The 11746-nt window shown below is 71.2% G+C and carries 13 protein-coding genes; 6 read left to right on the forward strand and 7 right to left on the reverse strand.

Going from position 1 to position 11746, the window contains the following annotated elements; genetic code table 11:
• Window positions 1-134: 134 nt before the first annotated feature.
• On the forward strand, window positions 135-1874 hold the full coding sequence (locus V1460_RS03885; RefSeq protein ID WP_338672139.1) for a D-aminoacylase: 1740 nt from the start codon (window positions 135-137) through the stop codon (window positions 1872-1874).
• Entirely contained in the window at window positions 1871-3340 is a 1470-nt protein-coding gene (locus V1460_RS03890; RefSeq protein WP_338672141.1) for an aldehyde dehydrogenase family protein, read from the forward strand. Before V1460_RS03885 ends, V1460_RS03890 begins: the two co-directional genes overlap by 4 nt.
• Before the next feature lie 86 nt (window positions 3341-3426).
• Here the strand turns inward: V1460_RS03890 and V1460_RS03895 are convergent, their stop codons facing one another.
• A complete protein-coding gene (locus tag V1460_RS03895) occupies window positions 3427-3681 on the reverse strand; it encodes a hypothetical protein (RefSeq protein WP_338672143.1) in 255 nt (84 codons plus the stop codon).
• Window positions 3682-3882: 201 nt separating this feature from the next.
• On the opposite strand from V1460_RS03895, the gene V1460_RS03900 reads away from it, so the two are divergent.
• Entirely contained in the window at window positions 3883-4335 is a 453-nt protein-coding gene (locus tag V1460_RS03900) for a hypothetical protein (RefSeq protein WP_338672145.1), read from the forward strand.
• Here V1460_RS03900 and V1460_RS03905 read toward each other — a convergent pair.
• On the reverse strand, window positions 4332-5864 hold the full coding sequence (locus tag V1460_RS03905) for a CehA/McbA family metallohydrolase (protein ID WP_338672146.1): 1533 nt from the start codon (window positions 5862-5864) through the stop codon (window positions 4332-4334). The two genes, V1460_RS03900 and V1460_RS03905, sit on opposite strands and share 4 nt — an antisense overlap.
• 192 nt (window positions 5865-6056) lie before the next feature.
• On the opposite strand from V1460_RS03905, the gene V1460_RS03910 reads away from it, so the two are divergent.
• Window positions 6057-6890 (forward strand): LLM class F420-dependent oxidoreductase, encoded by an 834-nt coding sequence (locus V1460_RS03910; protein WP_338672147.1) that lies wholly within the window; start codon window positions 6057-6059, stop codon window positions 6888-6890.
• Window positions 6891-6930: 40 nt separating this feature from the next.
• Here the strand turns inward: V1460_RS03910 and V1460_RS03915 are convergent, their stop codons facing one another.
• The 3 genes from V1460_RS03915 to V1460_RS03925 all read right to left on the reverse strand — a co-directional run bounded on the left by V1460_RS03915 (window position 6931) and on the right by V1460_RS03925 (window position 8996).
• The gene (locus V1460_RS03915) at window positions 6931-7095 is read right to left on the reverse strand and encodes an excalibur calcium-binding domain-containing protein (RefSeq protein ID WP_407077590.1); all 165 of its coding nucleotides are present in this window, start codon (window positions 7093-7095) and stop codon (window positions 6931-6933) included.
• A gap of 99 nt (window positions 7096-7194) precedes the next feature.
• On the reverse strand, window positions 7195-8109 hold the full coding sequence (locus V1460_RS03920; protein WP_338672148.1) for a serine hydrolase: 915 nt from the start codon (window positions 8107-8109) through the stop codon (window positions 7195-7197).
• On the reverse strand, window positions 8106-8996 hold the full coding sequence (locus V1460_RS03925; protein WP_338672149.1) for a LysR family transcriptional regulator: 891 nt from the start codon (window positions 8994-8996) through the stop codon (window positions 8106-8108). The genes V1460_RS03920 and V1460_RS03925 overlap by 4 nt, the downstream gene beginning before the upstream one ends.
• Window positions 8997-9106: 110 nt before the next feature.
• On the opposite strand from V1460_RS03925, the gene bla reads away from it, so the two are divergent.
• Window positions 9107-10039 carry a class A beta-lactamase gene (gene bla, locus V1460_RS03930; RefSeq protein ID WP_338672150.1) on the forward strand — a complete coding sequence of 311 codons (933 nt, stop codon included), beginning with the start codon at window positions 9107-9109 and terminating at the stop codon, window positions 10037-10039.
• 25 nt (window positions 10040-10064) lie between these two features.
• On the opposite strand, the gene V1460_RS03935 is transcribed toward bla, so the two are convergent.
• Both V1460_RS03935 and V1460_RS03940 read right to left on the reverse strand, forming a co-directional pair.
• The gene (locus tag V1460_RS03935; protein ID WP_338672151.1) at window positions 10065-10319 is read right to left on the reverse strand and encodes a DUF397 domain-containing protein; all 255 of its coding nucleotides are present in this window, start codon (window positions 10317-10319) and stop codon (window positions 10065-10067) included.
• The gene (locus V1460_RS03940; protein ID WP_338672153.1) at window positions 10316-11182 is read right to left on the reverse strand and encodes a helix-turn-helix transcriptional regulator; all 867 of its coding nucleotides are present in this window, start codon (window positions 11180-11182) and stop codon (window positions 10316-10318) included. Before V1460_RS03940 ends, V1460_RS03935 begins: the two co-directional genes overlap by 4 nt.
• A 136-nt stretch (window positions 11183-11318) precedes the next feature.
• On the opposite strand from V1460_RS03940, the gene V1460_RS03945 reads away from it, so the two are divergent.
• A complete protein-coding gene (locus V1460_RS03945) occupies window positions 11319-11738 on the forward strand; it encodes an ATP-binding protein (protein WP_338672154.1) in 420 nt (139 codons plus the stop codon).
• Window positions 11739-11746 lie beyond the last annotated feature (8 nt).

Raw genomic sequence — 11746 nt, forward strand, 5'->3', positions numbered from 1 at the left:
GCGGGCGGTGGCTTCCCGGACCGCCACCCGCACCCGGCCCGGCCGGAGGGCAACGCGGTCGCGGCCGGCCGCGACGCCCTCCGGCCGGGCCACACGCACTGACCAAGCCACCGCACCGGAAAGGGACGCAGGTCATGCTCGACCACCTCATCAAGAGTGCCACCGTCGTGGACGGGACCGGCGCCCCCGCCTACCCCGCCGACGTCGGCATACGTGACGGCCGTATCGCCGTCATCGCCGAACCGGGCACCGTCGCAGAAGAGTCAGGGACGAGCGAGGACGCGACCGGGCTGATCCTCACCCCCGGATTCGTCGACCCGCACACCCACTACGACGCCCAGCTGTTCTGGGACCCGTACGCCACCCCCTCCATGAACCACGGAGTGACCACCGTCGCGGGCGGGAACTGCGGATTCACCCTCGCACCGCTCAACCCCGACCGACCCGAAGACGCCGACTACACACGCCGGATGATGTCCAAGGTCGAAGGCATGTCCCTGGTCGCCCTGGAAGAAGGCGCACCCTGGAACTGGCACACCTTCGGCGAGTACCTCGACGCACTCGAAGGCCGCATCGCCGTCAACGCCGGCTTCATGGTCGGGCATTGCGCACTGCGCCGCCATGTGATGGGCCCGGATGCGATCGGCGGCACGCCCACCCCCGCCCGACTCGACGCCATGCTCCGGCTGCTCCACGAGTCGATGGAGGCGGGAGCCTGGGGCCTGTCCACCACCCAGTCGTCCACCCACTCCGACGGCGACGGCCGTCCCGTGGCCTCCCGCCACGCCGGCGCCGTCGAACTGCTCGCACTCTCCCGAGCCGTCGGGGACCACGAGGGCACCCAGCTCGAAGCGATCGTCGCGGGCTGCCTCGACCAGTTCGGCGACGAGGAGATCGACCTGTTCGTGGAGATGAGCGCCGCAGCAGGACGCCCGCTCAACTGGAACGTGCTCACCATCGACGCCGCCGTACCCGATCGTGTCCCGCGGCAGCTGCTGCCCAGCGAACGTGCCCGCAAGGCAGGCGGCCGGATCGTCGCCCTGACCATGCCGATACTCACCCCGATGAACATGTCGCTGGGCACCTTCTGCGCCCTCAACCTCATCCCCGGCTGGGGTGAGATCCTCGCTCTGCCCGTCCCCGAACGGATCGCCAGGCTCCGGGAACCGGACGTACGCGCCGAGATGCTGCGCCGCGCCTCCTCCGAGGAGGCGGGGGTCTTCCGCCGCCTCGCCCACTTCGAGCGCTACGTCATCGGCGACACGTACTGCCCGGAGAACGAGGGCCTCAGCGGCAGGGTCGTCCGCGACATCGCCGCCGAACGCGGGCAGGACGCCTTCCAGTGCCTGGCCGAGATCTGCGCCAACGACGAGCTGCGCACCGTGCTCTGGCCCATGCCGACCGACAACGACCCGGCGTCCTGGGCACTGCGCGCCGAGACCTGGCAGCACGAGGACGTCATGCTCGGCGGCTCGGACGCAGGGGCGCACCTGGACCGGATGTGCGGCGCTCCGTACACCACCCGCTTCATCGGCGACTGCCTGCGCGGCCGGAAGCTCCTCCCACTGGAGCAGGCGGTGAAGATGCTCACCGACGACCCCGCGCAGCTCTTCGGACTGCGCGAGCGCGGCCGGATCACCGAAGGCCACCACGCCGACCTGGTGCTCTTCGACCCCGAGCGGATCGACGCGGGCCCCGCGACCCTCGTCCACGACCTGCCGGGCGACAGCCCGCGCCTTGACTCACGGGCGGTCGGCATCGTGTCCGTACGCGTCAACGGAGTCGAGACCATCCGCGATGACCAGGTGACCGGAGCGATCCCGGGCAAGGTGCTGCGTTCGGGCCGTGACACGAGGACGGTGAGCACCAGGTGACCCGTGAACGCGACGTCCAGCGCCTGTACATCGGGGGTGAGTGGACCGAACCGGACGGCGGACACTACGAGGTGATCGACCCGGCCACCGAGCGCCCCGTCGGCCTCGCGCCGGAAGCGAGCCGCGAGCAGGTGTACGCGGCGGCGGCAGCCGCCCGGGAGGCCTTCGATTCGTGGTCCCGTACACCACCCGAGCAGCGCGCCGCGATCCTGGACCGGGCCGCCGACGTGATCCAGCGCGAGTTCGACGCCTACGCGGACCTCGCCCGCGCCGAGACCGGCGCCACCACCGGCACGGCACGCGGAATGCAGGTCGCGGTGGGGGTGTCCCGCTTCCGCCGCTACGCCAGGGGCGCTCTGGAGCCGGTCGAGCAGGGCCTGCCCCCGCAGATCAACGAGGCGGGTCCGATGGGCAAGGCGGGCATCTTCGGCGCCATCGCCGCCCGCCGCCCGGTCGGTGTGGTCACCTGCATCACCTCGTACAACAACCCCTGGGCCAACCCGGCGGGCAAGGTCGCCCCCGCCCTCGCCATGGGCAACACCGTCCTGGTGAAGCCGGCCCCGCAGGACCCGCTGTCCGTGTACCGGATGGCGGAGGCGCTGGAGGAAGCGGGTGCGCCACCCGGAGTGGTCAATGTGGTGAGCGGCTCCCGTGCGGAGGTGGGCGAGGCGGCCGTGGACTCACCGGACGTCGACATGGTCAGCTTCACCGGCTCCACGGCCGTCGGGCGGCGCATCGGCGAGGTCTGCGGACGCGACATGAAGCGCCAGCTGATGGAGCTGGGCGGCAAGGGCGCGGCCCTGGTCTTCGACGACGCCGATCTGGACTCGGCGGTCATGGGCATCGGCACCACCTTCTCGTTCTACAGCGGGCAGATCTGCACGGCGCCGACCCGGGTCATCGCCCAACGCGGCGTCTACGACCGCCTGATCGAGAAGCTCACCGCCTATATGGGCTACCTGAAGCTGGGCGACCCGGCGGCACCCGGCACGGTGGTCGGACCGGTGATCTCCGCGGCGCACCGCGACCGCATCGAGTCGTACGTCGAACTCGGCAAGAAGGAAGGCGCCCGCCTGGTCGCGGGCGGCGAACGCCCCGACCTCGAACGCGGGTTCTACGTTGCCCCGGCGCTGTTCGCGGACTGCACCAGCGAGATGCGGATCGTGCGGGAGGAGATCTTCGGACCGGTGGTCGTCGTGGTCCCCTTCGGCGACGAGGAAGAGGGCATCGCGCTGGCCGGCGACAGCGACTACGGCCTGATCGACTACGTGTGGTCCGGCGACGCCGCACGCGCCTTCCGTGTGGCGCGGCGGCTGCGGTCCGGAGGCGTCGGGATCAACACCATCGGCCGCAACATGGAGGCTCCGTTCGGCGGATTCAGGAAGAGCGGCGTGGGCCGGGACGTGGGTTCCTACGCGCTGCACGCGTACAGCGAGACACAGGCGATCGTCTGGCCGGGCGGCTGAGCGGGGCGCCGCACCGGTCCGGACTGCGCGCTCACCGTCAAGGCGGCGTCTCCTCAGCAGGACTCCGCCGCACGGTCAAGCCCTGCTCAGCGGTAGCGGACAAGCCCGCCGGTGTCGAAGCTCCAGCGCCCGGCGGGCACGGTGTCGCCGAAGTCGCCTTCCGTGGACGATCCCTTCTGGAACAGCACCAGACCGACGGCGAGAGAGCCCGCCACAACCAGGGCCGCGACGGCCTGGCCCCACTCGTTCGCGCCTTTGCCGCCCTTCGGGCTCCGCGTCTCCGTCGGGACCTGTGCGCCGCTCGTCGCGCTCTGCGCGGGCACGCCGATTCCCCCTGCCATGTCCCCCACTCCCCGTGATCCCCCGATAAATGCCAGGTGACCCTAACTCGCGGGTATCCGGTGGACAAGGAAGATCCGATCTCGTTCCGGTGCCGATCCGGAAGGTGAAGCTTCCGTGATCACGCACGCTCGTGCGGTGATCACGCGTGCGAGAATGCCAACTCTGCGACAGCGACTACCGATTCGGGGGCGGAACGGTCGATGGAGGCATTGGACGCGCGGGATCCACGCACGGTGGGGGACCACCGCGTATTGGGGCGGCTCGGCGAAGGCGGCATGGGCCGGGTCTACTTCGCGCGGAACACCGGCGGGCGCTCCGTCGCGCTCAAGCTGATCCACGGCGACATGGCGGCGGTACCCGGGTTCCGTGACCGCTTCCGGCGTGAGGTGGAGGCGGTCCGGAGCGTCAGCGGCGCGGGCACGGTGCCGGTGGTGGACGCCGGGGTCGACGAGCGACGCCCCTGGTACGCGTCCGAGTATGTGCCCGGCCCCTCGCTCCAGCGTGCCGTCGACGAATACGGGCCGCTGCCGGGCAACGCGTTGTGGGTTGGTGCAGCAGGTGCAGCAGGGGTGGCAGGGTGCGGACACCAAGCCCGTAGCCGGCAGATGACGACCGGGCCGGGCGTCGGCGGGCGGCGCCGCTCGCCGTCCTAGCCGAGGAACACGGGATTGGTGAGCGCCGCCGGCGGCCCCGGAAAGCCGGGGATCGGCAGCACCGGCGGATGGCGCACCTCGGCCCGTGCATACGCCGCGTACGCCGCCGTCGTGCGCCACTCCACGGTGCCCGCGCCGTCCCCGGGTAGGGTGGCGGTGTGCAGCACACCCTGGTCGGTGACAATCCGAGCCGTACCTCCGGACGGGCCGCCCGTGACCTCCAGCAGCACCGTCACCGGGTCATCCGCGCCGCGGGTCCGCAGCCGCTCGCCGATGCCCGCGTGGCGGCCCCGCCCGTCCACCGCGCCGAAGGACAGCGAGACCGCTGATGACTCGGCGACATACGAACGCCCCGCGCGGATGCCGTCGAGGATCGCCGCCCGGGTCAGATCGTCGGCGAGCACGACGGTCTGCGGGGTGCCCACCGCGTCCGGGTCGCGATGGGCGTCACTGCCGCCCATGGCCGGGATCCAGCGCATCGCTCCGGCTGAACGAACCGCCGTCACCAGGGTGCTGTCCCAGTCCATCAGCGCCACCTCGTCGTCCGGGGTGTAGGGGCCGTTCCACACCTCGATCGCGTCGGCCTCGCCGAAGCCGAACTTCCATGCGCAGCCGATGCAGTTGGAGTGTGGATGGGCAGGGACGACCAATCCGCCCGCGCGCCGGATCGCGCGTGCGAAGTGCCCGAAGCGGTTGTCGCGCGCCCGGTAGCGCCAGTCCGTGAACGTCCCCGGATCGGTGCCGATCGCGACGACATGCCCGTTGCGTGTGGTGACCTCCTCGCCGAGCAGCACCAGCAGGTCGTCGCCCGCCGCATCCGCCCAGGCCCCGTGGCCCGCATGGGTGTTGTGCTCACTGCTGTTGATGAAGTCCAACCCTGCGGCGCGGGCGAGCGCGGCGATCTCGGCAGGGGTACGGCGCCCGTCCGAATACCAGGAGTGCAGATGGCAGTCACCCCGGTACCAGGCGCGCCCACGCCCCCTGGCCCGCTCGGGCGGGTACACCGGCTTCGGGGTCCTGGCCGTCGGCCCGTACGTCAGCGTGATGGTGACCTCGTAGGCGAGGCCCTGCGGAGCCACGGTGTAAGGGCCGAGCGCGATGTTCCAGGTACCGGCGCGTACCGGCCCGGCGACATAGCCGGGTGTGGCCTCGTCGCCCCGGATGAAGAACTCCGTCCGCGCCCCACCCGACCAGCCCCGGAACCCTTCGCCGCCGAGCTCCGTACCGCGCTCGTCGAAGATGCCGATGTCCAGCGCGTTGCCCTGGGCGCCGGGCGGTACCTGCGGTCGCTCGTATGTGTAGGAGACCCGTATCCCGCACACTCCGCGCGGGACCTCCACGGGCAGGTGGACGAAGTCCGGCGACCCGGGCGGCAGAGTGCCGCGCACCACCTCGGTTGCGGTGCCGCCGGGCCCCCGTGCCGCTGCTTCCGCGAAGCTCACACTGCCCAAGGTAAGCGCGGCGGCGGCTCCCGTCACGAACAGTCCGCGTCTGCTGAACGAGTGCGTCGAGTCGGTCGAGTGGCACATGCCGTCTGCTCCCCGGGTCGGTTGCGCGCTACCAACCTCCTACCGAGGCACCGACGCGACGGCAAGGGCAGATCGCGGCACTCTCGAATCCGCGCCCCGTACGGCATACCTTGGGCTGCCGAGCCCGCTGGACCGGCTGGACCCGCTGAACCGCTGAGCTGACCCGAACCGCTGAGCTGACGGAGGACGCGCATGCGTATCTCGACCACGATCTTCCTCACGGACGAGACGATCACGCCGGTACGCCTGGCGCGGGAGCTGGAGGAACGCGGCTTCGCCGGGCTGTACCTCCCCGAGCACACGCACATCCCCGTGGAACGCACCACCCCGGCCCCGATGGGCGGCGAACTGCCGCCCGAGTACGGCCGCACCCTGGACCCGTTCGTCGCCCTCGGGCAGGTCGCGGCCGTCACCTCCACACTCGGCCTCGGCACGGGCGTCACCCTCGTCGCCCAGCACGACCCGATCGCCCTCGCCAAGCAGATCGCGACCCTGGACCATCTCAGCGGAGGCCGGTTCACCCTCGGTGTCGGCTTCGGCTGGAACAGGGAGGAGGCCGCCGACCACGGCGTCGAATGGCGCACCCGCCGTGATCTCGGCCGTGACCGGATGCGGCTGATGCGAGCCTTGTGGGCCGACGAACCCACCGCCTACGACGGTGACCTGGCGTCCGTCCGTGCCTCGTACGCCCACCCCAAGCCCCACTCGGGCGGCGCCCCACGCACCCTGGTGGGCGGCGGCGCGGGCCCGAAGCTGTTCGCCCACATCGCCGACTACGCGGACGGCTGGCTGCCGATCGGCGGCCGTGGGCTCTCGGAGTCGGTCCCGGTGCTCCGCGAGACCTGGGAGAAGGCGGGACGCGATCCGAAGGCCCTTCAGATCGTCCCTTACGCGGTGCTGCCGTCACCGGGGAAGCTCGCCTACTACGCGGAGCTGGGGTGCGAAGAGGTCGTGCTGCAACTGCCGCCGGAGGGCGAGGGGAAGGTCCTGAAGGTGCTGGACGACTACGCCGCGTACCTCGGATAGGGCCGTTGCGCCGTCCGGCCGGCGCAACGGCCGGACGGTCTCACTCGCAGGCGACTCCGTCGCCGTCCCGGTCGAGGTGGCGTCCGTACCCCGGGTCCCCGACGCGCACGGGTGCGGCACCGGCCGCCCTGGCGGCGTCGCAGTTCCGGTAGTAGGCGCCGTCGCCCGAGCCGCCCCCGTCGTCCGGCGGCGCGCTCCCGGGAATCCGGGACGACCCTCTGAGCTCCGGATCCTCCGCGGCGCCGACCGCCGCCCAGTGTCCGTGCGCCCCAAGGCCGTGTCACTCGATATCACCGCGGTCCGTTCACCACCGCCGCAGTTCGTCCCGCAGCCGCCGCGCCACCTGTGCCATCAGTGCCTCGGCCCCCGGCTGACTGCTGGCCGGGACGCGGGACTCGGTGAGCACGGCCACGGCGAAGGCCTGGCCGTCGGCGTGCTCGACCACACCCACCTCGTGGCGGAGGTTCAGCAGCGTCCCCGTCTTGGAGGACCAGGTGGAGGCGTCGGAGCTGAAGTCCGGTGCGAGCCGCTGCCGCAGGACGTTGTTCGCCATGAGGGTCCTGGCCTGTTCGGCCGTCCAGGGATCGACCGGTGACGGCGTCGTCCACAGGGCCCCCAGCAGATCCGCGAAAGCGCGCGCTGTCCCCGTGTTGGCCCGGGTCACATCCAGCTGCGGCAGCCGGTGACCGCCACCGCCCGTGCCCGCGTCGATCGCGAGGGCCTGGGCGAGATGCCCCTGTGCCGAGCCGAGGTGCTCCGCAGGGGTGTCGGCCAGTTCGCGCATCGTATGGCGCACCGTGAGACCGTGATGCAGCCCCAACTCCCGCAGGACGTCCGCCACCTGCTCGGGCGGTGTGAGCGCGAACAGTGCGTCCGCCGCCGTGCTGTCGCTCAGCGAGACACTGAGATACAGCAGATCGTCGACCGCCACCCGCGCCGGATGGCGGAAGCGGCTCAGACCCGTCGGCCCGGGGGCGGTGACACGCCCCGGCTGCACGTCGATGGCGGCCGATCCGTCGAGTTCGCCGCGCCGGATGCGTTCGAGAGTCGCCAGCGCGAGCGGGATCTTGGTGAGGGAGGCCACGGGCCGCTCGGTGTCGGGCTCGATGCCGAGCTCATCTCCCGTGTGCAGGTCCCGTACGAGGAACGAACCGGCGAGCCCACCGTCCTCCAGCTCCTCGCGCAGCTCCGCCAGCAGCCCTTCACTTCCGCTGTTCACCGCGCCACCTCCGTACCTTCCGCGCCCAGGCAGGCCCCGATTGCCTTCCCGAGCCTGCTACGCAGCCGTTCCGGATCCCCGGCCGCAGCCGCTGCGATCGCGTAGCCCCGCGTCGGCTCGGTCTCCCCGATGGGCCGCCAGTGCAGCCCGAGCCCCGCCGCCTGCGCCGCCGAACACAGCAGCAGATCAGCACCGCGCAGCACCTCCGCCACGGCCAGCGTCAGACTCGGCGCCAGGACGAGCTGAGCGGGCCGAAGCCCCACCGCCTCACACTGCCGTGTGAGCGGATCCCGGACATGCGCCACATCGTCCTCCGGTTGCATCCAGACCCGGCGCGGGGGAGCGGTGTCGCCCCGTCCGACCCGCAGCGAGTCGAGGTAGGTGCGCCGTCTCGTGCGCGGCGCCCGCGCGCTCGCGAGCCCGAGCGGCACGCACCACACCGCCTGGTCCGACGGTACGGCCACAAGCGCGGCCCGCACCTCACCGGAGCGGGCCAGCGAGGCGCGTTCCGCAGGCCCGGCGACGTGGGGCTCCAGTGCGACGCCGGCGTCGCGCGCATCGGCGACCAGCCGGGCGAGATCCCCGGTCGAGCCGAGCTCAGGCACGGCCAGACGCACCGGCTTGCGTTTGGCCGCCTCCGCCCCGCGCTCCAGGTCGTCGGCGGTCAGCACCAGTCGCCGTGCCACCGGCAGCATGTCCCGCCCGAACGGGGTGAGCGTCGCCCGTCTCGGTGTCCGCTCGAAGAGCCGCTCGCCGAAGTGCTTCTCCAGCGCGGCGACCCGGCGGCTGGCGACGGACTGCGACATCCGCGCGGCAGCAGCCCCCACGGTGAAGCTCCCGCGCTCGCTGACGCTGACGAAGGCACGGCACGCTGCGACGACATCCATGAGCTCCGACCCTATGCCGAAACGGCATGGAACCGCGCATTCCCGTCTTGGACCGCATATGCGCAGGTGGGTGAGGCTGAGCCGACACGAGATCAACGGAGGTCCGCACGATGCACCACCAGACTCCCGCCCGCCGCGCCGCCCTCGGCGCGCTCGTCACCCTCGCCCTCGCCCCGCTCATCGCATGCGGCCGGACGGCCGACACCTCCGCGCTGTCGACGGTGGCGGCATCCCTACCCGCTGCCACCCCCTCGCAGCAGGCCCCAGCGGAGTTCGAGGCGCTTGAGCGCCAGTACGACGCACGACTCGGCGTCTACGCCATCGACACCGGCACCGGCCGCGAAGTCGCCTATCGGGCCGACGACCGTTTCGCGTACGCCTCCACTTCCAAGGCCTTGATCGCCGCTGAAGTGCTGCGCAAGTACGGCACCGGCAAGGGACTCGACAAGCTGATCCGGTACGGGCAGGACGACCTGGTCACCTACTCGCCCGTCACCGAGAAGCACACCGGCACCGGAATGACCCTGCGCGAGCTCTGCGACGCTGCCACCCGCTACAGCGACAACACCGCGGCCAACATGCTCTTCGACGCACTCGGCGGCCCCAAGCAGCTGGACGCCATCCTGGAGAAGCACCTCGGCGACAAGGTGACCCAGATGGACCGCTACGAGCCGGAACTCAACGAGGCCGCCCCCGGCGACCCGCGCGACACCAGCACACCGCGCCAACTCGCCCGTGACCTCCGCGCGCTTGTGCTCGGCAAGTCCCTGAAGAACGCCGAGCGCGTCCAGCTGACCCAGTGGATGCGTACCAACACCACCGGCTCCAAGCTGATCCAGGCGGGCGTCCCCGAGGGCTGGACCGTCGCGGACAAGAGCGGACTCGGCCGCTATGCCTCGCGCAACGACATCGCCGTGGTGTGGCCCGAAGGCGGCGGGAAGCCCATCGTGATGGCGCTCCTGTCACGCCGCGCCGACGAGGACGCGCCGGCGAACGACGCACTGATCGCGAACGCTGCATCGGTGGTCGTGCGGTCGAGGTGACGGGGCCGACGGGCTCCCGCCAGGGCTACGGCTGAGCCTGGCCGGCGGCGTACCCGACGAAAACGGCCCAGGACGCGGAAGCGAGGTCGATCCGGGGACCGGCGGGGACCTTGGAGTCGCGCACATGGACGGCGGCGGGGCAGGCGGCGACTTCGAGGCAGTTGCCGCCTTCTCCGCTGCTGTAGCTCGACTTGCGCCAGGCGTAGGCGACTTCGAGGCAGTTGCCGCCCTCTGCATCGCTGTGGCTGCTCTTGAACCAGTCGAGTTCTGCGGTGTTCATCGCTCTCCCAGCAACTTCTCGATCAGGGCCAGCGACTCCCGGGGAGCGAGAGCCTGGCCCCGCATCATCCCATAGCGCTCGCTGAAGACCCGGACCTCATCCTGGTCCGTGATCAGCCTGGGGTGGCCGTAGCTCTCGGTATACGCCACCTGTCCCCGTCCCTTGGGCGTCAGCAGGGTGAACGTGCCATCCAGACTTGGGTGTTCCTCGCAGCCCAACGGCATGATCTGGAGCTCCACGGTGCGCAGCCGTCCGGCCTCCAGGAGCCGCCGCAACTGTCGCTCGTGAACGGCCCGCCCGCCGATCGGTCGGAGCAACACGGACTCTTCCAGCACGAAGGTCATGGTCGGCGCGGGCCAGCGCTCGAAGACGTCCTGCCTGGACAGCCGGTCGACCAGGCGCTTCTCGATGGTCTGCTCATCGAGCAGAGGACGTCGCTGGGTGAACACGGCCCGCGCGTATTCAGGGGTCTGTAGCAGTCCGGGGATAGCCTGGTTCTCGTAGTAGTGCAGGGCGACGGCCTTCGCCTCCTCCCCCGCGAAGTCCCGGAACCAGTCCGGGTGCCGTACCCGCGCCTTCGCCAGCGCCTTCTCGACGTCCGGGATCGCGGCCTTCAGCACTCCCCGCGCATCCACCACCGGCTCCGCCAGCAGCAGGAACTCCGGCTGGGGAGTGCGGACCCCCCGTTCCATCGCGGAGATCAGCGACTCCCCGCAGTGCGTCGCCGTGGCCAGCTCCTTCTGGCTGAGCCCGGCGGCCTCGCGCAGCGCCTTGATCTGCCTGCCCAGCGAACTGAACAGGAGTGCTGTGCCGTCCTCCTCGACGGGCCGCTCCGGCCGCTCCTCACGTTCCGATTCAGCCATGCCCCGTACCGCCCTTGCTCAGCCGCAGTGGTCACGGTCGACGTCCCGCACACAGCTCCCGCTGTACCCGCACAGCTACGCTCCGTCGTGCCGCCAGTCCTGGAAAGCGTACGCACAACCAGCAACGCTCGGTGACATGAAGGCCGAAATCGCCACCCTCAAGAATGAGTTCACCCAGCGTCTGAGCTCCACCCGCCGGGGCGCCCGTCTGGCCCGCCATCTGGCGGTGCACCGCTTGCACACCTGGGGCATCCCGTACGGCAGCGAACTCTCGGACAACGCGGCCCTGATCGTTGCCGAGCTCGCCGCGAACGCGGTGACCCATGGCCGCGTCGCGGGCCGCGACTTCGAGCTGCGCCTGCTGCTCGGCTCGGACAGCCTCCGCATCGAGGTCGCGGACGCCCGCGGCGAGCGCACCCCGGTGGTGGCCGTGCCGTCGGCCGCCGACTCCGAGACGGGCCGCGGCCTGCTGCTGGTGGAGGCGCTCGCGGCGGACTGGGGCACGACGCGGCGAGTCGTCGGCAAAACGGTGTGGGCCGAGCTGCCGCTGTCCTGAGCCTCGAT

The organism is Streptomyces sp. SCSIO 30461, assembly GCF_037023745.1.
In the GTDB taxonomy this organism is placed as follows: Bacteria; Actinomycetota; Actinomycetes; order Streptomycetales; family Streptomycetaceae; genus Streptomyces.